Source organism: Salegentibacter profundi (assembly GCF_054121475.1).
Window position 1 is genome coordinate 404,500 of record NZ_JBSYGG010000002.1, and the last position, 22,144, is coordinate 426,643.

Here is a 22,144-nt window from a genome sequence, read left to right on the forward strand (position 1 = left end):
TATATGAGTTATTTTCAGAAAATTCTTCAATATGCCATTCCTTATAAAAGGTATGCCATACTGAACATTATTTGCAATATATTTTATGCGGTGTTCAGCACCCTGTCATTTATCGCTTTAATTCCCGTCATCCAGGTCCTGTTTGACAAAACCAAAAGGATCACCGAGAAACCGGTCTGGGATGGTCTGGGAGGAATTAAAGATTATGTTACAGGCTATTTTAATTATCAGGTGACTCAGAAGGTGGCCGAGGATGAGATCTCGGCCCTGCTCTTTATTTGCGCAATAGTGGTCCTATTATTTCTTCTAAAAAATCTCTTCGGCTATCTCGCCGCTTTTTTTATCACTTTTTTGAGAAATGGCGTGCTTAGAGATGTCAGGGATGCTCTTTATAAAAAGATCCTGGCCTTGCCGGTGTCCTATTTTTCGGAAAAAAGAAAGGGCGATACCATCTCTCGAATCACTGCCGATGTCAATGAGGTCCAAACCTCCTTTTTATCGATACTAGAACTTATTGTAAGAGAGCCACTTACCATATTATTTACTATTATCGCCATGCTGATGATGAGTGCGAAGCTCACTATTTTTGTCTTTGTTTTCCTGCCCATTTCAGGATTCATTATCTCGCTAATTGGAAAAAAACTAAAAAAACAGTCTCATAAAGCTCAGGAAGAAAACGGTTATTTTTTATCCGTGGTCGAAGAAACCCTTAGCAGCCTAAAAATCATAAAAGGATTTAATGCAGAAGACAAAATGCAACAAAGGTTCCAGGCCTCAACCAACCGCCTGAACCATATCCTCAATAAACTCATCAACCGTCAGAACCTGGCCTCACCTGCCAGTGAGTTCCTGGGTATTTTTGTGATCGTTATTATTCTTTGGTTTGGCGGACAAATGGTACTGGTGGAAGGAAGCCTGGATGCAGCGACCTTTATCGCATTTTTAGGCCTGGCCTATAATATTTTAACACCCGCCAAACAGATCTCCAAGGCCTCCTATTCGGTCAAAAAAGGCAATGCTGCAGCAGAAAGAATTCTGCAGGTGCTCGAAACTCCATCTACTATTACCGATGCCCCAAACGCCATACAAAAAGAAACCTTTGAAGATCATATCAAAATCGATAAGATCAGCTTCAGGTATGAAGAGGAAAATGTACTTCGGGACTTCCAATTGGAAGTAAAAAAAGGACAGACCGTTGCCCTGGTGGGACAGTCAGGAAGTGGAAAATCCACAATCGCCAATCTCATCACTCGTTTCTATGATGTGAACCAGGGAGAAATCAGTATTGACGGGGTCAATATTAAAAATATAACCAAAAAGTCCCTTAGAAATCTTATGGGTCTTGTCACTCAGGATTCCATATTGTTTAATGATACGGTAAGAAGTAATATTGCCCTGGGTAAGGATAATGCTGGGGACCAGGAAATTATCGATGCCCTTAAAATTGCCAACGCATGGGAGTTTGTCAAAGACCTACCAAAGGGTCTTGAAACCAATATTGGTGATGCTGGAAATAAACTCAGCGGCGGCCAGAAACAAAGGCTTTCCATCGCACGGGCGGTGCTAAAAAACCCGCCTATTATGATTCTCGACGAGGCCACTTCCGCACTGGACACCGAAAGTGAAAAATTAGTGCAGAAAGCCCTTGAGAATATGATGAAGAATCGAACCTCTATCGTTATAGCCCACCGGCTCTCTACGATACAAAATGCCGATAAGATAGTGGTGATGCAAAAAGGAGCTATCGTAGAACAGGGTAAACACCTGGAATTACTTGAAAAGAAAGGAACCTACCAAAAGCTAGTAGAAATGCAGTCCTTTGATTAATCCTCTTCATTAAATGCTGCCGGCTGGAAATTAGTCTTGAAATTCATACAAACAAAAAATGGATGAAAGTAGGTCTTCATCCATTTTTCGGAAATTATTTCCATCTTGGGGCAAATGAAAATAAAAGAAAGATTTAATTCGTTTTCTTTGGGGCAAAAAGATTAAATCAATTTAATAATGTAAATATACTTCCAAAAAAATAAAACACCAAAGATTTTTGGTATTTAATCGGAATTTCCTGCATTTTATCCCCGAATTCTATTATAGGGTCCTGCAAATTCTTACATTTTATTTTTGCCAGGCTATAATTCATCAAATTTAAAGTTTTCTATACCTTTAGCCTTTTAAAATGGGAATCCAACTTAAATCCAAAACCCATTGGAAAACTCCGAAAATCTGTTAATTAATCGCCTGCAGGATAAGGCTTCTGCCCAGGCTGCCTTTAAAGAGCTTGTCAGCCTTTATAAGGAAAGGCTTTACTGGCATATAAGGAATATGGTCAAAGATCATGAAGATACTCATGATGTGGTTCAGAATACCTTTATAAAGATTTACAAAAACATTCATCAGTTTAAGGGGGAAAGCCAGTTATATTCCTGGATGTATCGCATCGCCACCAATGAAGCCATTACCTTCCTCAACAAAAAGGCAAAACGCTTACAGATCAATTCACAGGATTTACAGGACCACCTGATCGCTTCCCTGGAAAGCGATGTTTATTTTGAGGGAGACCAGATTCAGTTAAAACTCCAGAAAGCAATCGCGAGTCTGCCCCCAAAACAACAACAGGTATTTAATATGAAATATTTCGAGGAATTGAAATACCGTGAGATGGCTGAAATACTGGAAACCAGTGAAGGTGCCCTGAAGTCCTCCTATCATATCGCAGTAAAAAAAATAGAAGAGTATCTGATAAACAATTAAACCTTTCATCAAATTTGGAGTCTAAAAACAAATGAAGAAGGATAAAATACCATATCACAATGACCCGGGTTTTTCAGTGCCTGCTGATTATTTTCAGGAACTGGAAAAGAAATTACTGGATATCAACCGGTATGAACAGGAAGCTGATAGCGGTCTGGATTATATTGAAGATGCTGGTTTTAAAGTTCCTGAAGGTTATTTTGAAAACTTTGAGGTGGAATTCCCCGGGCCAACTTCCGGTAAGGGAAAAATTATTCCGCTCTTTAAAAGGGAATACCTGTTGTATGCAGCGAGTATTGCCGCCATAATTATCGCCCTGGCAGGATCGCTTTATATTAACCCGGCACCGGCTGAATCCTGGGAGACCATCGAGTTATCGGTACTGGAAGATTATATAGATGATAACAATATAGACCTTACCACTACGGAAATTTCCGGCTTTCTTTTCAGCGATGGGATTGTAGTGGAGGAATCCAGTTTTAATGAAGTAAATTCAGAAGCGATGTTGGATTATCTGGAAGAAAATGTTGAAGACCCTACCCTTATCCTTGAATAAAAAAGATTATGAAGAAAATAATAATTTTAATTCTAATGCTCTCCCCCCTGTTGCAAGTACAGGCACAGGCAGAAGACAGGGAAGCACACCGGGAACGGATTAAAGCTCTGAAAACAGCTTATATTACCCAGGAGCTTAATCTTAGTACGGAGATTGCAGAAAAATTCTGGCCCATTTATAACGATTATGAAGCCAGGAAAAAAGACCTACATCGTCGGGAACACCTCGATATGGATCTAAGTCGTCCTGAATGCATTGATGAAGCTCAGGCAAATGGAATGCTTCAGGAGTACCTGGATGTCGAACGAGAAGAATATATTCTTAAAAAGAGACTTTTTAAAGAATTAAAGGAAATTATTTCAGCCCAGGATATCTTAAAACTCCATAAGCTGGAAGATGAATTTCATAAGAAACTAATAAGGGAATACCGCGCTAAAAAGGATCGGGATAATTCCAAAAGGTAATAATTTTTTTAGTTTTTTGGTTAGTTAGTAGTTAGAACCCTGGAGGAGATGATCTTCCGGGGTTCTTTTTTATTTGAAATCAAGCCGGGATATCCTTCCCTTTCCTGCTGCATAAGCCGTGGAATCATTCACAAATCTCAGGCTAAAGAAGCCCTCCTTAGATAGCTGTTTCCAGTCTTCTCCTTTATTGGCTGAATAGGAAATTCCTGAAAAACCGGTAGCCACCATATATTCTCCGTGGCTATTGGGCACATATCTAATACTGCTTTTATAGCCAGGATCCTCTCCTTCTGCGATCAATTTCCAGGTTTTCCCCCCATCGGTAGTCCTGGCTTTATTGGCCGTATTCTCTTCAGGCCTGGTATAATCTCCACCTATGATGACACCCTGATTTTGATCATAAAAAGCTATACTGTAACCCCCGGTGGTTTGTTTTCCCTGGATCAGTGGAGTATCAAAAACCTCCCAGCTTTTACCTTTGTCTGGAGAATAAAATACCCTGGATTTTACTCCACCAGAGAGAATCCAGGTATGTTCTCCACTTACGGCAATATTAGTATTACTCGCGGCGAATGCCGCTTCTCCTGCGGCAATTTCCGGTAGCTCATTACAGTTTAATTTTTTCCAGGTCTCTCCTCCATCCCGGGTAATGATTACAGACAGGCAATTTTCCGTGGGATCTCCCATAGCGATACCTTCGCGATCATTCCAGAATACCATCGAATCATAAAAAGCCTTTTCATGATCCTCGCGATAGACCAGCTCCATCTGGCCAGAATTTCCCGTCTTATATAGCAATGCCGGACTACCCACACTTAAGACAAAAACATCGGTGCTGGTACTGGCCACCGCTCTGAATTCAGGAATATAACCCCCTTCATCTATAACCCCGGTTTTCATTTTTCCTGTTTGGCTGTTGTATAAACCGAAAGTACCTTTATTGGCTGCAAATGCCAGATTATTCCCTATAACCTCTATGGCCCGGATACTTAACGAATCATCTTCAAAAATAGTCTCGATCTCCACTCGGCTGTACTGCTTTACCTTATCAGCCCGTTGCTTAGGGGCCTGATTGCTTTGGGATTGTTTCTCTTTACAGGAAAACACGAGGATCAGAGCAAGGAAGATTATTCTTTTCATATGGCGTCTAATTGGATCTTATTGGCCCTTATAGGGATTTTGGCCAAAGATAAATTTTTCCGAGTTAAAAAAACTTACCTTTGCAGCCTTAAAATTTAATTATGCGTTTACACAGGAATTTGGTTTTTGCAACCCTTGATGCCCTTTCAGAAATTTTTAATGAAGGCGCCTATGCTGATAAGGTGATAGAAAAAACCTTAAAACGCGATAAGCGTTGGGGTGCCCGTGATCGCAGTTTTATTGCCGAAACAACCTATGAAATCGTGCGTTGGAAAAGGCTCTACGCGGAAATCGCCGAGGTCAAAGAACCCTTTGATCGTGAAAATCTCTTTCGCATATTTACCGTTTGGGCCACACTGCGGGGGATAAAATTACCCGACTGGCCGCAGTTTGCTGGTACTCCCACCAGACGGATTAAAGGCAAATTTGATAGCCTTAGTAAAATCAGGAAAATGCGCGAATCCATTCCCGATTGGCTCGATCAAACCGGAGCAGCTGAACTCGGGGAAGCGCTCTGGGAAAAAGAAATAGCTGCATTAAACAAACAAGCTCCTGTCCTGCTTAGGGTCAATACCCTTAAAACCACCCCTGAAAAACTACAGCAAATCTTAAAGGACCAGGAGATTGTCACCCATAGAGTAAGTGGCTATCCGGAAGCCCTGCAACTGGAAGAACGAGCTAATGTTTTTAGAACCCAGGCCTTCAAGGACGGACTTTTTGAAGTTCAGGATGCTTCCTCTCAACTGGTAGCGCACTTTTTGGAGGTAGAACCCGGAATGCGCGTGGTAGATACCTGTGCTGGAGCTGGAGGAAAAAGCCTTCACCTTGCAGCACTGATGGAAAACAAAGGGCAGATCATCGCCACAGATATATACGGGAATAAACTTAAGGAACTCAAACGACGTGCAAAACGAGCCGGAGCACATAATATTGAAACCCGGTCCATTGACTCGACTAAGGTGATAAAGAAACTGTATAACTCTGCCGACAGGGTGCTAATCGATGCCCCGTGCAGCGGGCTGGGTGTCCTCAGTCGGAACCCCGATGCCAAATGGAAATTACAACCTGAGTTTATCGATACTATTAAGAAGACTCAGGCGGAAATTCTGGCAAAATATTCCAGGATCCTGAAGCCGGGAGGAAAAATGGTCTACGCGACCTGTTCCATTCTTCCTTCTGAAAATCAGCAACAGGTTGAGTTTTTCCTGGCCACCGATGAAGGTAAGGATTTCAGGCTGGTAAAAGACCAGAAGATTCTTTCTTCAGAAACCGGTTTTGATGGATTCTATATGGCTTTACTGGAAAGGAAAAAATAACCCCTGCTGCTCTTAGGTGTTTAAAACGCTTTAAATCAGTATTTTAACAAACCTAAAAAGTTCTTAATCCTAAGGAATTCCAGGCCTGTATGTCCGGCTAAAAATCCCGATAATTCAGCGTATATATTCTCCTTAAAAAAACTTAAATTTGTGCTTTCTCAAACAACACAAAACAACCTGGAATGATCCTTTTCTTCGGAACCCAATCTGCCAAGGTTTATGCAGTAGAGACGCATACCACCCTTTCGGCGCAAGACATCACTAAATTAAACTGGCTTTTCGGAAATACTCAAGAACTCAACAAATCTGCCCTGGCAGATTTTTTTGTTGGGCCCCGTGCAGCTATGATTACCCCCTGGAGTACTAATGCAGTAGAAATTACCCAGAATATGGGTATAAAAGGCATTATTCGCATTGAAGAGTTTATGAAAGTGGATAAAAATTTCCACGATTATGACCCGATGCTTTCTCAGAAATATGAGAAATTGGATCAGGATATCTTTGATATTCATATCAATCCTACTCCGATCCTGGAGATCGACGATATCCAAGCTTACAATCAGCAGGAAGGCCTGGCGTTAAATCCGGAGGAAGTCACTTACCTTGAGGAGTTGGCCAAAAAATTAGGGAGAAAGCTCACCGATTCTGAGGTGTTTGGATTTTCACAAGTTAACTCAGAGCATTGTCGACATAAGATCTTCAATGGAACTTTTGTGATCGATGGGAAGGAAAAACCGGTATCGCTTTTTAAAATGATCCGGCAAACCTCCCAGGAGAATCCCAACGATATCATATCTGCCTATAAAGATAATGTGGCCTTTGTTAAAGGTCCCAGGGTGCAGCAATTTGCCCCGAAAAGGCCTGATGTACCGGAATATTATGAGAACAAAGATTTTGATTCCGTAATATCGATAAAAGCTGAAACCCATAACTTCCCTACTACGGTAGAACCCTTTAATGGCGCCGCTACAGGAAGTGGTGGAGAAATCCGAGACAGGTTGGCAGGAGGAAAAGGTTCCTTACCCCTTGCCGGAACGGCCGTTTACATGACTTCCTACTCAAGGATGGAAGAAGATCGATCCTGGGAAAATGCCATGGCTGAAAGAAAATGGCTCTACCAGACCCCGATGGACATTCTAATAAAGGCCTCCAATGGTGCTTCAGATTTTGGTAATAAATTCGGACAACCCCTTATTGCAGGTTCAGTGCTGACTTTCGAACATGCCGAACACAACCGTAGTCTTGGTTATGATAAAGTGATAATGCTTGCCGGAGGTATAGGTTATGCCAAAGCAGACCAGGCCCAAAAGGATGTTCCGGAAAAAGGGGATAAAATCGTAGTACTGGGCGGTGAAAATTATCGTATTGGAATGGGTGGCGCAGCCGTTTCCTCTGCTGATACCGGTGAATTTGGTAGTGGAATTGAACTCAATGCTATCCAAAGGGCCAACCCTGAAATGCAAAAACGAGCGGCCAATGCAGTTCGGGCAATGGTGGAAAGCGAGAAGAACCCTATTGTTTCCATCCACGATCACGGAGCCGGGGGGCATTTGAACTGTCTTAGCGAACTGGTGGAAGAAACAGGAGGGAAAATTGACCTTGACGCCTTACCAGTTGGAGATCCTACCCTTTCTGCAAAAGAAATTATAGGCAATGAATCCCAGGAACGGATGGGGCTGGTCATTGGGGAAAGCAAACTCGAAATCCTCAAACGGGTGGCCGATCGTGAACGCTCACCAATGTATGAAGTCGGCGATGTTACGGGAGACCACCGATTCACCTTTGAAGGAAAAAAATCAGGTCAGAAACCGATGGACCTGGAACTCGGGGATATGTTTGGAAGCTCACCAAAAACGATAATGACCGATAAAACCGTTCAAAGAGAATATCAGCAGGTGCAGTATGCAGGCGATAAAATTCACCAATATTTAGAAAAAGTATTACAACTCGAGGCAGTAGGCTGTAAAGACTGGCTTACCAATAAAGTAGACCGGTGTGTCTCGGGTCGAGTAGCAAAACAACAAACTGCAGGACCGCTTCAGCTTCCACTCAATAACTGCGGAGTAATGGCCCTGGATTACAATGGAAAAGAAGGAATCGCCACCGCTATTGGGCACTCCCCTGTTTCGGCCTTGGTGGATCCTGTAGCCGGGTCAAAAAACTCTATTGCTGAAGCCCTTTCCAATATCGTTTGGGCTCCGCTGGAAAAAGGTTTACGATCCATTTCTTTGTCCGCAAACTGGATGTGGCCCTGTAACAACCAGGGGGAAGATGCCAGGTTATATGAAGCCGTCAAAGGAGTATCTGATTTTGCGATTTCCCTTGGTATTAATGTACCTACCGGAAAGGATTCGCTTTCAATGAAACAAAAATATAAAGATGGCGAAGTCATTTCTCCCGGAACAGTGATTATTTCTGCAGCGGGTCATTGTGATAACATCACAAAAACTGTGGAGCCTGTATTAAAGAAAAAGGGCGGAGAGATTTATTACATCAATTTATCCCAGGATTCCTTTAAACTAGGCGGGTCTTCCTTTGCCCAGATCCTCAATAAGGTGGGTAGTGAAGTTCCCAGTATTCAAGACGATATTAAATTTGCGGAGGCTTTTAATGCCATTCAGAAACTGGTAAAAAATGATCAAATCCTTGCCGGGCATGATGTAGCCTCCGGAGGGCTGATCACCACTCTTTTGGAAATGTGTTTTGCCGATGTCAATCTTGCCGCGGAATTTGACCTTTCGTCCCTGAATGAAAAAGATTTGATAAAGATGCTATTTAGTGAAAACTGCGGCCTTGTATTCCAGGCCAAAGATGCATCCATTGAAGCTATTCTGGAGAAAAAGGACATCGAATTCTTTAAGATTGGTAGAGTGATTGAAGGGGACAATCTTAGGATTGTGAACGGAGAAGAAAGGCTGAGCTTTGATATCCCTAAATTAAGGGATATCTGGTATAAAACCTCTTTCCTTCTCGATAGGAAACAAAGTGGCATAGATAAGGCCACAGAGCGTTTCAACAATTATAAGAATCAACCGCTCGAGTTTAAGTTCCCGGCCAAATTTAGCGGGCTTCTCGACCCGGTACCAGGGAATCAGAAAAGAATAAAGGCGGCTATCCTCAGGGAAAAAGGTTCGAATTCCGAACGGGAGATGGCACGAGCCATGCACCTGGCCGGTTTTGAGGTGAAAGATGTTCATATGACTGATCTTATCTCCGGCCGGGAAACCCTGGAGGATATCAGCTTTATAGCAGCAGTTGGGGGATTCTCCAATTCCGATGTGCTGGGAAGCGCAAAGGGATGGGCAGGTGCTTTCCTTTATAATGAAAAAGCTAAAGAAGCCCTGGAGCACTTCTTCAACAGAGAAGACACTTTATCCCTGGGAGTCTGCAATGGCTGCCAGTTATTTATAGAACTGGGGCTATTGAATCCTGAGGATGACCAAAAGCCTAAGATGCTTCATAATGAATCCCATAAATTCGAATGTAATTTTACCTCAGTAGAGATTCAGCCAAACAATTCCGTTATGCTTTCCAACATGGCAGGCAGTAAACTTGGGATCTGGGCTGCGCACGGAGAAGGTAAATTCTCCTTTCCTTACGAGGAAGAAAAATACGATATCCCCGCGAAATACGCTTACCAGGGTTACCCTGCGAATCCCAACGGTTCGCATTACAATGCCGCAATGTTAACCGACAAAACCGGAAGGCACCTGGTGATGATGCCTCATCTGGAACGATCTACCTTCCCATGGAACTGGGCGTATTATCCAGAAGGCAGAAAAGATGAAGTTTCTCCCTGGCTTCAAGCCTTTACCAATGCCAGGGCGTGGCTGGATAAAAAATAATTACTGGCAACTTAGCTATACCCCGTGGAATACCACGGGGTTTTTTTCTGCCATTTAGAATTCAATGAATTGATTCTAAATTTTTTATCTCGTATTAATTATAGCTGGATAATCTTTGAGCGTAAATTTACCGGTCCTCAATTATTAAGGTTTTTTCACACTTTCTAATATATCTTTGTCTATTTTAAGAATTCAATTTGAAATAGCTTCCAATTTTCCTATTTTGCAAGGGATTTAATAATACGACACAGATGAACCAACCCAAAAGACTTTTTGACTTTCCCTATTACCAGCTGGAAAACTTTCCCCTGGAAAAATCGCTGGTAACAAATTACAACGGGCAGTGGGAGGCACTATCGACCAAACAGTATATAGACCAGGCAAACAAAATTAGCCGTGGTCTACTTCGATTGGGGGTTTTGCCCAATGAAAAGATAGCGGTGATTTCAACCACAAACCGAACGGAATGGAATATTCTCGATGTTGGTATTCTGCAACTTGGCGCCCAAAACGTTCCGATCTATCCTACCATTTCCGAGCAGGACTATCAATACGTGATAAACCATAGTGAGGCGACCTATTGTTTTGTATCAGATGCTGAAATCCTGGAAAAAGTAAGATCAATACAAGCCGAAACAGGACTAAAGGAAGTGTATAGTTTTGAGGAGATTTCAGGCTGTAAAAACTGGAAGGAGGTCCTGGACCTGGGGGAAGACAAAAGCAACCAGGAAGAGGTCGAAAAGCTAAAGGAAGCGGTTAAGCCTGATGATCTGGCTACACTTATATATACCTCAGGTACTACCGGAAAACCAAAAGGAGTTATGCTTTCTCATAACAACATTACCAGCAATGTTCTGGGCAGCGCCACCCGTGTTCCTTTTGAAGTTGGCACTTATGTATCCTTGAGTTTTCTCCCTGTATGCCATATTTTTGAAAGGATGATTCTGTATCTCTATCAGTATTACTCCGTTTCCATTCATTTTGCGGAATCCATCGAGAAGATAAGCGATAATCTCAAAGAAGTAAAACCTCATGTAATCTCCGCCGTTCCCAGAGTGCTCGAAAAGGTTTATGATAAAATAATCGCCAAAGGTTCTACCCTGGGAGGGATCAAACAAAAACTCTTTTTCTGGGCAGTGGAATTAGGCCTGGAATATGAACCTTATCAGGTAAATGGCTGGTGGTATGAAACCCGGCTTAAGCTTGCCAGGAAATTAATTTTTTCGAAATGGAAAGAAGGCTTAGGTGGTAATATTGAACTTGTGGTTTCAGGGTCCGCAGCCTTGCAACCCAGGCTGGCGAGGGTATTTGCAGCCGCAGAAATCCCGGTTATGGAAGGTTATGGCCTTACAGAGACTTCACCGGTTATTGCGGTTAATGATCAGCGCAATTATAACTTTAGAATTGGGACCGTTGGTAAACCCCTGGAAAATGTACAGGTTAAAATAGCCGAAGACGGGGAGATCCTCTGCAAAGGCCCCAATGTAATGTTAGGTTATTATAAAGAGCCTGAAAAGACCAAAGAAGTTTTAAATGAGGATGGTTTCTTTCATACCGGAGATATTGGGGAACTCGATAAAGATGGTTTTTTAAAAATCACCGACCGTAAAAAGGAGATGTTCAAAACATCCGGCGGGAAGTATGTAGCCCCGCAGATTATTGAGAATGTCATGAAGCAGTCACGCTTTATCGAACAAATTATGGTCATTGGGGATGGGGAAAAGATGCCGGCAGCCCTGATTCAACCCAATTTTGAATTCATAGGGGAATGGGCAAAACGGAAAAATATCGACCTGGGAGATGGCTCCAATAAATCCATTGCTGAAAATGACCGGGTCAAAGAGCGTATTTTGGAGGAGGTAGACTTCTATAACGAGAAATTTGGAAAATGGGAAAGAGTAAAGGTCATCGAGCTAACCCCGGAGGTATGGGGTATTGAAGAAGGGCACCTCACTCCTACTATGAAACTAAAACGCAGAAATATTAAAGAGATCTATATCAATAAATATAACAGGATTTACGGCTATGATTAATTAATCGTTTTTTTGCTAAATTACAGTTAAAACTCTCCTTAAAAGGGGAGTTTTTTTATGGAATTCACTTAAATTTAAGATTACCTGTATCTGCCTTTCTATTTTCTATCATTTTATTATGCATGCATAATATTTTTTCTTAACTTTGAGAATCAAGTTTCAAAAATGAAGGAAAAGACTATAGATTATGTATTAAGGGCCACCTGGATGGCCGTTTCAAAAATGTATAATGAAGAAGCCGGAAAGGCTGGCAGTACCATGGCTACCGGATTCGCACTTCTCAGTATAGATCCGGAAACCGGCACCCCTTCTACTTCCCTTGGACCCAAAATGGGAATGGAAGCTACCAGTCTTTCCAGAATTCTAAAGACCATGGAAGATAAAGGACTTATTATTCGTCGGAAGAACCCCAAAGACGGTCGTAGCGTCCTTATTCACCTTACCGACTTTGGCCGCGAAATGCGGGACTACTCAAAGAAGGTCGTGTTAAGATTCGATGAGGCCGTTAAGGAATCGGTCTCTGAGGAGGATCTAAAAACCTTTATTGAAGTGGCTAATACAATTATGGATCTGATTGCCGAAAAAAAGATATACAAGGAAGAAGTAAAGTTAAAGCAATGATCAAAAAAGACGTAAAGACCGCATAAAAAATAAATATTAAAACGAAAACCTTATCGTAAAATTTGACCAACAACATGAAAAGAAGAATCAATAAAGTGGCCGTAATAGGCTCCGGAATTATGGGGAGCGGGATTGCGTGCCATTTTGCCAATATTGGCGTCGAAGTGCTCCTGCTGGACATTGTTCCCCGGGAACTCAATGAAAAGGAAAAGAAAAAAGGCCTGAGCCTGGAAGATAAACAGGTAAGAAACCGGCTGGTTAATGAGTCCTTACAAAGCGCATTGAAATCCAAACCCTCTCCAATCTACCACAAGAAATTCGCAAGCCGCATAGCAACCGGCAATCTTGAAGACGATATCGCCAAGGTTTCCGAGGTGGACTGGATTATAGAAGTGGTTGTCGAACGCCTTGACATTAAAAAGAAAGTTTTTGATGACCTGGAAAAACACCGAAAACCAGGAACGCTCATTACATCGAATACCTCTGGAATTCCCATACAGCAAATGAACCAGGGTCGAAGTGATGATTTTAAGAAGCATTTTTGCGGAACCCACTTCTTTAACCCGCCACGATACTTGCGATTATTTGAAATTATTCCAGGTCCTGATACATCCCAGGAAGTCCTCGACTTCCTTAATAATTACGGGGAAAAGTTCCTTGGAAAAAAATCTGTAGTAGCCAAAGATACTCCCGCCTTTATTGGAAACCGGGTAGGCATTTTTAGTATTATGAGTCTCTTCCATATGGTCAAAGATATGGGAATGACCATTGAGGAAGTCGATAAGCTCACTGGTCCTGTAATTGGTCGTCAGAAATCGGCCACTTTCAGGACGGTAGACGTGGTCGGACTGGACACCTTGGTTCACGTTGCCAACGGCCTTCACAAGGGGGTACCTCAGGATGAAGCTCATGAGCTTTTCGCTTTGCCGGATTTTATACAAACCATGATGGATAATCAGTGGTATGGAAGCAAAAGCGGACAGGGCTTTTACAAGAAAATAAAAAATGAAGATGGTTCCAGTACCATAAAGTCCTTAGATCTGGATTCCCTGGAATACCGTGACCAGAAAAAGGCTTCGTTTGACACTCTGGAACAAACCAAAACCATAGATAATGTTCAGGACCGTTTTGAGGTGCTGATCAACGGAAAGGATAAAGCCGGCGAGTTTTACCGAAAAAATTTCGGAGCCCTTTTCGCCTATGTGTCTCACCGCATACCGGAGATCACAGATGAGCTTTATAAGGTGGACGATGCAATGAAAGCTGGTTTTGGCTGGGAACACGGACCTTTCCAGATTTGGGATGCCGTTGGTGTTAAAAAAGGAATCGAACTTATTGAAGCCCAGGGTCAAAAACCGGCCGCCTGGGTCAATGAAATGCTGGCAATTGGTAAAGAATCCTTTTATACTGTAAAGGAAGGCAATACCTATTTCTATGATATTCCAAAAAAGGAACATGTAAAAGTACCAGGCCAGGATTCCTTTATCATTCTCGACAACATCCGGGAGTCTAAAGAAGTTTTCAAAAACAGTGGCGTTGTCGTGGAAGATCTAGGCGATGGTATTCTCAATGTGGAGTTCAGAAGTAAAATGAATGCCATTGGCGGAGATGTACTCGATGGTATCAATAAGGCAATAGAAATGGCCGAAAAAGATTACCAGGGATTAGTGGTGGCTAATAACGGTAAGAATTTCTCTGTGGGTGCCAATATTGGGATGATCTTTATGATGGCCGTAGAGCAGGAATATGATGAGCTCAATATGGCAATTAAATATTTCCAGGATACAATGATGCGAATGCGCTATAGTGCTATTCCAACTGTTGCTGCTCCGCATGCCATGACCCTGGGTGGTGGTTGTGAACTTTCCCTTCATGCCGATAAAGTAGTGGCAGCTGCCGAAACCTATATTGGTTTGGTTGAATTCGGGGTTGGGGTCATTCCCGGAGGTGGTGGCTCCAAGGAAATGACCGTTCGAGCAGCCGATACCTTTGAAAAGGATGATGTGGAACTTAACCGTTTAAGGGAACACTTCCTAACCATAGGAATGGCCAAGGTATCCACCTCAGCCTATGAAGCCTTTGACACCAATATTTTACAAAAGGGTAAAGACATCGTGGTGGTTAATCCCGACAGGCAATTGGCTATAGCGAAAAAACACGCCATGTTGATGGCCGAAAATGGGTATACCAAACCTATTCCCAGAACTGATATCAAAGTACTTGGAAAACAGGCACTGGGTGCATTTTTAGTTGGGACCGATCAGATGAACGCCGGCAAATATATCAGTGATCATGATAAAAAGATCGCCAACAAACTGGCCTACGTGATGGCTGGAGGTGATCTTTCCGAGCCGCAAATGGTAAGCGAGCAATATCTTCTCGATCTCGAACGGGAAGCATTCCTTTCTTTAACCGGAGAACGCAAAACCTTAGAACGACTTCAGCATATGTTGAAGAAAGGGAAACCGCTTAGAAATTAAGCCTATGCTACGGTGTACCTGAAGATTTTCAATATACATGATACAAAATATAACATACAATGAATAGGACAGCATATATAGTAAAAGCATACAGAACTGCCGTGGGGAAAGCTCCTCGTGGGGTGTTCAGATTTAAGCGGCCGGATGACCTGGCCGTAGAGACTATTGAATACATGATGAAACAAGTACCGGATTTCGACAAGACCAGGATCGATGATGTGATTGTCGGTAATGCGATGCCCGAGGCCGAACAAGGTTTGAACGTGGGCCGTTTGATCTCTTTAATGAGCCTTGATACCGATAAGGTTCCGGGAATGACCGTCAACCGATATTGCGCCTCTGGCCTTGAGACCATTGCCATTGCCTCTGCAAAGATCCAAAGCGGGATGGCCGACTGTATTATCGCAGGGGGTGCCGAAAGCATGAGTTATATTCCCATGGGTGGTTATAAACCGGTACCAAATTATAAAGCCGCAAAAGAAGGAAATGAAGATTATTACTGGGGCATGGGACTTACCGCGGAAGCAGTAGCGGAAAAATATAAGGTCTCCAGGGAGGACCAGGATGAATTTGCTTTCAACTCCCATCAAAAAGCACTCAAGGCTCAGCAGGAGAACCGCTTTCAGGATCAGATCGTTCCTATTGACGTTGAAGAAACCTTCGTAGGAAACGACGGTAAAAAACAAACAAAATCTTATACCGTCACCAAGGATGAAGGACCCAGAGCTGATACCTCCAGGGAAATCCTCGGAAAATTAAGGCCTGTTTTTGCAGAAGGTGGAAGTGTAACGGCAGGGAACTCTTCGCAAATGAGTGACGGGGCTGCTTTTGTTATGGTTATGAGTGAAGAAATGGTAAAGGAATTTAACCTGGAACCCATAGCCCGCCTGGTGAGCTATACCCCGGTTGGAGTCCCGCCAAGAATTATGGGCATCGGACCGGTAGAGGCTATACCAAAGGCCTTAAAAAAAGCCGGGCTAACACAACAGGAGATGCAACTCATTGAACTAAATGAAGCTTTTGCTTCCCAGTCCTTAGCGGTTATCAGGGAATTAGGCCTGGACCCTGAAAAGGTGAATCCTAACGGAGGTGCGATTTCAATGGGACATCCCCTGGGTTGTACTGGGGCAAAACTTTCAGTGCAGCTATTTGATGAAATGCGAAAACGCAATCTCAAAGATAAATACGCCATGGTGACCATGTGCGTGGGTACAGGTCAGGGAGCTGCCGGAGTCTATGAGTTCCTGAGTTAGATACCGCATGATTTTCAAATCAGAAATTAGGGAAAGACAAAAAGATTCCAGGATTCCCAGATAACAAGATCCTGAATTTTGTTTTGCTGATTCCGAAATAAAAACAAAAAATAAAATAATACTTGAAGTAATGGAAACAACAGAAAATAAAAAAGAGCTTCTTCGTGGTGGCCAGTTCCTGGTAAAGGAAACCAGGGCCGAAGATATATTTACTCCTGAAGATTTTACCGAAGAACAAAAAATGATGCGTGATTCGGTTAAGGAATTTGTAGATCGCGAGGTATGGCCGAAAAAAGAAGAATTCGAAAAGAAAAACTATGCCCTTACCGAAGAAGTAATGCAAAAGGCCGGGGAACTCGGTTTTCTGGGTGTCGGAGTGCCTGAAGAATATGATGGCCTCGGGATGGGTTTTGTATCCACGATGTTGGTTTGCGATTACATTTCAGGAGCTACAGGTTCTATTGCTACTGCTTTTGGAGCCCATACCGGGATTGGTACCCTGCCAATCCTTCTTTATGGAACGCCAGAACAAAGAAAAAGATATGTTCCCAAGTTAGCCACCGGCGAATGGTTCGGTGCTTACTGCCTGACCGAACCTGGAGCTGGCAGTGATGCCAACTCGGGTAAAACCAAAGCAGAACTAACCCAGGACGGTAAACACTACAGGATCAATGGCCAGAAGATGTGGATCTCCAATGCAGGATTCGCAGATCTGTTTATCGTTTTCGCCCGAATTGAAGATGATAAATACATTACCGGTTTCATCGTGGAATACGATAAGGAGAACCCCAATGGAATTACCTTTGGGGAGGAGGAAAAAAAACTGGGAATCCACTCCTCTTCTACCCGACAGGTATTTTTTAACGATACCATGGTACCGGTTGAAAACATGCTTTCCGAAAGAGGGAACGGTTTTAAAATTGCGATGAACGCCTTGAATGTGGGCCGTATTAAACTTGCCAGCGCTACTATAGATGCACAACGCAGGGTTACCGATGTAGCGATTAAATATGCAAATGACAGGGTTCAGTTTAAAACTCCGATCGCGAAATTTGGGGCCATAAAATCAAAGTTGGCTGAGATGGCCACCTCGGCATGGGTCGGGGAAGCTGCCAATTACCGGGCCGCAAAAATGATAGAAGATAGGATCAACCTGCGCATGGAAAATGGGGAATCCCATGCGGATGCCGAATTAAAAACCTTTGAAGAATACGCCATAGAATGTTCGATTCTGAAAGTTGCTTGTTCAGAAGACATTCAGCACTGTAGTGACGAAGGCATACAGATTTTCGGAGGAATGGGCTTTTCAGCAGATACGCCTATGGAATCCGCATGGAGAGATGCAAGGATCGCCAGGATTTATGAAGGCACCAATGAGATCAACCGAATGCTTGCGGTGGGGATGCTGATCAAAAAGGCGATGAAAGGCCATGTGGACCTGCTTGGACCGGCCCAGGCTGTAGCCGATGAACTAACCGGAATCCCTTCAATGGACAAACCGGATTTTTCAGAACTGTTTGCCCAGGAGAAGGAGATGATTAAAAAATTGAAAAAAGTATTTCTCATGGTTGCCGGCAGTGCAGTTCAGAAATTTGGGCAGGACCTCGAAGAACATCAGCAATTGCTATTGGCCGCTTCAGATATCCTGATTGAAACCTATATGGCTGAATCAGGAATTTTACGCGCTGAAAAAAATGCCAAGCGCTTCGGAGAAGATCAGCAAGGTGAACAAATACAAATGGCCAAACTCTATTTGTATCACGCCGTGGATACGGTGAACCAGAAAGCCAAAGAAGGTATCGCCTCCTTTGCAGAAGGGGATGAACAACGCATGATGCTGATGGGTCTAAAACGATTCACCAAATATGAAAACATGCCTAATATTGTAGAACTTAGAAACGGCATTGCAGAAAAGCTAACTTCGGAGAACAAATATATTTTCTAATTCGTTTAAATCTGTTTGAAAAGGCCGTCAGCATTTAGACGGTCTTTTTTTATTCCCTATTTTTAATGTAATTGCTGAATCAAATACCAGAATACTCAAAAAAAAGCTATGAGAAACTCCCAGAGATTGCTATGCCTTCTTCTATTAGGTTTTTTGCTACAGCATTCTGCTGCTGCGGCCTTTCCCCAGCAGCAGGATTCCACAGCTGTTGAAAATGAGCTTCCTTCAGAAGAAAAAATAGAGGACCCTGAATCCTCTGATTATCTTCCTAATAGCCTTGAACAATACAATGAGGCCTATTATGTGCTGTCCCGGCTCAATAATCCCCTGGGATTTCCACCTACTAAGTTCAACCTTCAAACCCCCCAGGCCACCCTGGAACATTTTGTGATCAGCGCACGCAATCAGAATTTCAGAGAGGCTGCTCATGCCCTGAATCTCAATCTAATGCCTAACTCGTTAAGTATAAAAGAGGCGGAAGACCTGGCTCAGAAGCTCTACTATGTACTGGATCAACGGGTAGACATCAACTGGGATGCACTACCGGATAGGCCAGATGGGCAATTGGACATCAGCACTACAACGAACCAGGCAGTGGCCGGACAGCCACGAAGAAGTATCGTCTTTGGAGAAATCCAGATTGATAACAGGGATATTATTTTCAGACTTCAAAGGATAAAGTATGAAGATTATGGAGCTATTTGGTTGATTTCCGCCAATACTGTAGAGAATACCGAGGAACTCTACAAGATTTATGGTCCTACCTTTTTGGACCGGCATATGCCAAAATGGTCACAGGCAAAAATTGGTAGCGTGCCTTTGTGGAAACCCGGCCTGACTATTTTACTGATCATTATTTCCTATTTCCTGGGCCGTTTGGTCATCCTGTTGATAAGGAAAATAGCCAAATCCTTTGACAGGCCACTGATTCTTGCCCTTTCCAAAAGACTAGGGGTGCCCGCCGCAATGGCAGCAGGGGTATTCTTCTTCTATATCACCCTTAATAACCTGATTTCCTATTCTGGTATGTTTTCCAGTACCATTTATGCCATTTTGCTCGCTATTGTAATTGCCTCAGCGACCTGGTTCTTCATGCGAATTCTTGATTTTCTTATGCGTTATGTGGCCGAAAATAAAATAGGCGATCTCACCTCCGAGGACAGCCATGAAGCCCGTCAACTTTTTACCTATTTTTCGGTATCCAGGAGAATCTTGACCTTTACCGTTGTAATTATCGGCACCGCTATAATCCTTTCTCAGTTCCGGTCTATGGAAAAACTGGGGGTCTCTATGCTGGCCTCGGCAGGTCTTGCTACCATTATACTGGGGATCGCTGCCCAAAGTACCCTGGGCAATATCATAGCCGGTATACAAATTGCCATTACCAAACCTGCCCGGATTGGAGATACGGTGATTATTGAAGATCGATGGGGTTATGTGGAAGATATCAGGTTCACCTATATGGTGGTGCGTACCTGGGATCTCAAAAGACTTATCGTACCCTTAAAAACGGTAATTTCAGAATCTTTTGAAAATCTTTCCATTACCAGTCCACATCAATTAAATGAAATTGAACTCTTTGTAGATTACCGCGTGGATGTAGATAAATTAAGGAAAAAATTTAAAGAGCTCCTTGAAAATTCCGAAGAATGGGACCGGGAACATCCTCCCCTGCTTCAGGTTCTGCAAATGACCGAAAAGTCCTTACGGATCAGAGCGGTCTGCAGTGCTAAAAACGCCATAGTAGCCTGGGATCTGCACTGTAAACTCCGGGAGCAAATGGTAGCATACATAAGGGAACTCGAAGAAGGGATCTATTTCACCCGTTCCCGCATTGAACTAAAATCTCCGAATAACAGGCAGTCCTGAACCCGGAACCAACTTGGGTTCCAGGTCTTGCCTATAGCCTACGTTAAGGCTTAAAAATCGCTTAACCAGCTTTCTTCAGCGCTTATTCCTTTGCTAAAATTAGCCGCAGTCTCAATCAGGGCCAGGTGGGAATAAGCCTGTGGAAAATTCCCAAGGAGTCTTTTGGTTTTGAAATCAATGTCTTCACTAAAAAGCCCTAAATGGTTACTATAGCCCAGCAACTGATCGAATAGTTTTTTTGATTTCTGTCTTTGCCCAATCTTGAATAAACTATCTATCAACCAAAACGTACAAATGGTAAAAGAAGAAGAGGGTTCTCCAAAATCATCTTTGTTTTTGTAGCGGTACATCAACCCATCTTTACAAAGTTCCCTTTCTGTAGCTTCTACGGTTTTGATAAAACGCGGATCATTGGCTTCAATAAATCCGTAAGATTCCATCAATAAGGTCGAAGCGTCCAGGTCCGTAGATCCGTAGGATTGGGTATAAGCCTGAATTTCCTCATTCCAGCCATTGTTATAGATGTCCGTATAGATCTCAGCCCTAAGACTCTTCCATTTGGTATCGTTTATGCCCATTCGAAGTACCTCTCCTATCTTAATGGCCCGATCTATCGCGACCCAGCAAAGTAATTTTGAGAATACAAAATGCCTGTCTTCCGTACGCAATTCCCAGATTCCTTTATCGGGTTGTTGCCAGTGTTCTTCCACGATATTAACAATACCCCGAACGATAGTCCATAGTTCTTCCGAGTTCTCAAGGGAGGTCTCAAACTGGAGGAATTGCTGGTAGATCACCTCCATTAAAATTCCGTAGATATCATTCTGTTTCTGGATATAGGCCGCATTTCCCGTCCGAACAGGCTGCGAATTCTCATAACCTTTTAAATGATCCAGGATATGTTCGGTGAGTTCCTTCTCCCCGTTTATTCCATACATGATCTGGATCTTTTCATCTTTATTCGGTATGATATCGATAATGAACTGGAGAAATTCCTGGGCAGACTCCAAATGTCCCAGTCCCGCCATTACTTTGATAACCATCGAGGAATCCCGGATCCAGCAAAAACGATAGTCCCAGTTTCGTTCTTCCCCAATCGTCTCGGGAAGAGAAGTAGTTGCCGCAGCAAGGACCGCTCCGGATTTTTTATAAGTCAAGGCCTTTAAAACCAGCGCACTCCGCATAATTTCTTGAGAATAATGCGTGTATTTTGTGGTCTTCGAACTCCAGTTCATCCAATAGGTCTTGGTACGCTGAAATTTAAGATAAGCCCGGTCCAGGTTTTGTGGAATAAGTTTCTCGTGGTATCCCACAAGACAATAAGCGTTCTCGGTTAGGCTGAGCATATTTTGTTGCTCAATATCCTTTAGCTCAAAACTGGAATAGAAAAACAGGGAGTCGTATTTCCCCTCCTTGGTAAAACTCTTTAAATAACTTCCTTTATTCTCGGTATAGGTCTTTTCCAGGGCGAAATCCAGTTTGGGATTATAAATAATTCTAAACTGTGGCTTTCCCTTTAACAAGCGAAAAAACCGGATTATATCGGGTGGAGCATAATAAGAGCCATCTTCCCTTGGATAGCGCGGCATAAAATCAATGACTTGAAACGCGTCGGTACCATTATCGTATACGGTACTGAGAATGTTGGTTTGCCACAGGTATTCCTGTTGTATGTTATAATCCTCGGAAACAAGGATCTGGAAACTTCCTCCCTTCTCTTTATCGAGCAGTTTGGCGAAGACCCCGGCAGAATCAAAATTTGGTAGACAACACCAATCCAGGGAACCTGTTTTTGATACCAGGGCGGCACTTTTACAATTTCCTATTATTCCATAATCTAAATTATCCATATTGTCTTAAAGTTCTTTTAA

The 22,144-nt window shown here is 42.9% G+C and carries 14 protein-coding genes; 12 read left to right on the top strand and 2 right to left on the bottom strand.

What is annotated here, in order from left to right:
• Positions 1 to 3: 3 nt before the first annotated feature.
• From ACW6NC_RS04775 to ACW6NC_RS04790, 4 genes are all read left to right on the top strand, one after another.
• Positions 4 to 1,827, top strand: coding sequence for an ABC transporter ATP-binding protein (locus ACW6NC_RS04775; protein ID WP_457863989.1), 1,824 nt, complete (start codon positions 4 to 6; stop codon positions 1,825 to 1,827).
• Between the two features lie 378 nt (positions 1,828 to 2,205).
• The gene (locus tag ACW6NC_RS04780) at positions 2,206 to 2,751 is read left to right on the top strand and encodes an RNA polymerase sigma factor (RefSeq protein WP_457863990.1); all 546 of its coding nucleotides are present in this window, start codon (positions 2,206 to 2,208) and stop codon (positions 2,749 to 2,751) included.
• A gap of 31 nt (positions 2,752 to 2,782) precedes the next feature.
• The gene (locus ACW6NC_RS04785; protein WP_457863991.1) at positions 2,783 to 3,307 is read left to right on the top strand and encodes a hypothetical protein; all 525 of its coding nucleotides are present in this window, start codon (positions 2,783 to 2,785) and stop codon (positions 3,305 to 3,307) included.
• A gap of 8 nt (positions 3,308 to 3,315) precedes the next feature.
• The gene (locus tag ACW6NC_RS04790; RefSeq protein WP_457863992.1) at positions 3,316 to 3,771 is read left to right on the top strand and encodes a hypothetical protein; all 456 of its coding nucleotides are present in this window, start codon (positions 3,316 to 3,318) and stop codon (positions 3,769 to 3,771) included.
• Between the two features lie 69 nt (positions 3,772 to 3,840).
• On the opposite strand, the gene ACW6NC_RS04795 is transcribed toward ACW6NC_RS04790, so the two are convergent.
• A complete protein-coding gene (locus ACW6NC_RS04795) occupies positions 3,841 to 4,911 on the bottom strand; it encodes a WD40/YVTN/BNR-like repeat-containing protein (protein ID WP_457863993.1) in 1,071 nt (356 codons plus the stop codon).
• 101 nt (positions 4,912 to 5,012) lie between these two features.
• Here ACW6NC_RS04795 and ACW6NC_RS04800 point away from each other — a divergent pair, with 101 nt between their 5' ends.
• The 8 genes from ACW6NC_RS04800 to ACW6NC_RS04835 all read left to right on the top strand — a co-directional run bounded on the left by ACW6NC_RS04800 (position 5,013) and on the right by ACW6NC_RS04835 (position 20,273).
• The gene (locus tag ACW6NC_RS04800; protein ID WP_457863994.1) at positions 5,013 to 6,227 is read left to right on the top strand and encodes an RsmB/NOP family class I SAM-dependent RNA methyltransferase; all 1,215 of its coding nucleotides are present in this window, start codon (positions 5,013 to 5,015) and stop codon (positions 6,225 to 6,227) included.
• Between the two features lie 182 nt (positions 6,228 to 6,409).
• Positions 6,410 to 10,072 carry a phosphoribosylformylglycinamidine synthase gene (gene purL, locus ACW6NC_RS04805; RefSeq protein WP_457863995.1) on the top strand — a complete coding sequence of 1,221 codons (3,663 nt, stop codon included), beginning with the start codon at positions 6,410 to 6,412 and terminating at the stop codon, positions 10,070 to 10,072.
• A gap of 251 nt (positions 10,073 to 10,323) precedes the next feature.
• The gene (locus ACW6NC_RS04810) at positions 10,324 to 12,105 is read left to right on the top strand and encodes an AMP-dependent synthetase/ligase (RefSeq protein ID WP_457863996.1); all 1,782 of its coding nucleotides are present in this window, start codon (positions 10,324 to 10,326) and stop codon (positions 12,103 to 12,105) included.
• A 165-nt stretch (positions 12,106 to 12,270) separates the two neighbouring features.
• Entirely contained in the window at positions 12,271 to 12,726 is a 456-nt protein-coding gene (locus ACW6NC_RS04815; protein WP_457863997.1) for a MarR family winged helix-turn-helix transcriptional regulator, read from the top strand.
• Positions 12,727 to 12,800: 74 nt separating this feature from the next.
• Positions 12,801 to 15,206, top strand: a complete 2,406-nt coding sequence (locus ACW6NC_RS04820) for a 3-hydroxyacyl-CoA dehydrogenase/enoyl-CoA hydratase family protein (protein ID WP_457863998.1) — start codon at positions 12,801 to 12,803, stop codon at positions 15,204 to 15,206.
• A 59-nt stretch (positions 15,207 to 15,265) separates the two neighbouring features.
• Positions 15,266 to 16,459: an acetyl-CoA C-acyltransferase gene (locus tag ACW6NC_RS04825; protein WP_457863999.1), complete on the top strand. Its 1,194-nt coding sequence runs from the start codon at positions 15,266 to 15,268 to the stop codon at positions 16,457 to 16,459.
• Positions 16,460 to 16,589: 130 nt separating this feature from the next.
• Positions 16,590 to 18,404, top strand: coding sequence for an acyl-CoA dehydrogenase family protein (locus ACW6NC_RS04830; RefSeq protein ID WP_457864000.1), 1,815 nt, complete (start codon positions 16,590 to 16,592; stop codon positions 18,402 to 18,404).
• Positions 18,405 to 18,512: 108 nt separating this feature from the next.
• On the top strand, positions 18,513 to 20,273 hold the full coding sequence (locus tag ACW6NC_RS04835) for a mechanosensitive ion channel family protein (RefSeq protein ID WP_457864002.1): 1,761 nt from the start codon (positions 18,513 to 18,515) through the stop codon (positions 20,271 to 20,273).
• A 50-nt stretch (positions 20,274 to 20,323) separates the two neighbouring features.
• Here the strand turns inward: ACW6NC_RS04835 and ACW6NC_RS04840 are convergent, their stop codons facing one another.
• Complete coding sequence (locus ACW6NC_RS04840) at positions 20,324 to 22,123, bottom strand: glycoside hydrolase family 15 protein (protein ID WP_457864003.1); 1,800 nt, start codon at positions 22,121 to 22,123, stop codon at positions 20,324 to 20,326.
• Positions 22,124 to 22,144: the final 21 nt, after the last annotated feature.

Excerpts from the sequence above, each read along its gene's own strand:
- ACW6NC_RS04775 (WP_457863989.1), top strand. The coding sequence starts at position 4 with ATGAGTTATTTTCAGAAAATTCTTCAATATGCCATTCCTTATAAAAGG.
- ACW6NC_RS04785 (WP_457863991.1), top strand. The coding sequence starts at position 2,783 with ATGAAGAAGGATAAAATACCATATCACAATGACCCGGGTTTTTCAGTG.
- ACW6NC_RS04790 (WP_457863992.1), top strand. The coding sequence starts at position 3,316 with ATGAAGAAAATAATAATTTTAATTCTAATGCTCTCCCCCCTGTTGCAA.
- ACW6NC_RS04795 (WP_457863993.1), bottom strand. The coding sequence starts at position 4,911 with ATGAAAAGAATAATCTTCCTTGCTCTGATCCTCGTGTTTTCCTGTAAA.
- ACW6NC_RS04800 (WP_457863994.1), top strand. The coding sequence starts at position 5,013 with ATGCGTTTACACAGGAATTTGGTTTTTGCAACCCTTGATGCCCTTTCA.
- purL (WP_457863995.1), top strand. The coding sequence starts at position 6,410 with ATGATCCTTTTCTTCGGAACCCAATCTGCCAAGGTTTATGCAGTAGAG.
- ACW6NC_RS04810 (WP_457863996.1), top strand. The coding sequence starts at position 10,324 with ATGAACCAACCCAAAAGACTTTTTGACTTTCCCTATTACCAGCTGGAA.
- ACW6NC_RS04815 (WP_457863997.1), top strand. The coding sequence starts at position 12,271 with ATGAAGGAAAAGACTATAGATTATGTATTAAGGGCCACCTGGATGGCC.
- ACW6NC_RS04820 (WP_457863998.1), top strand. The coding sequence starts at position 12,801 with ATGAAAAGAAGAATCAATAAAGTGGCCGTAATAGGCTCCGGAATTATG.
- ACW6NC_RS04825 (WP_457863999.1), top strand. The coding sequence starts at position 15,266 with ATGAATAGGACAGCATATATAGTAAAAGCATACAGAACTGCCGTGGGG.
- ACW6NC_RS04830 (WP_457864000.1), top strand. The coding sequence starts at position 16,590 with ATGGAAACAACAGAAAATAAAAAAGAGCTTCTTCGTGGTGGCCAGTTC.
- ACW6NC_RS04835 (WP_457864002.1), top strand. The coding sequence starts at position 18,513 with ATGAGAAACTCCCAGAGATTGCTATGCCTTCTTCTATTAGGTTTTTTG.
- ACW6NC_RS04840 (WP_457864003.1), bottom strand. The coding sequence starts at position 22,123 with ATGGATAATTTAGATTATGGAATAATAGGAAATTGTAAAAGTGCCGCC.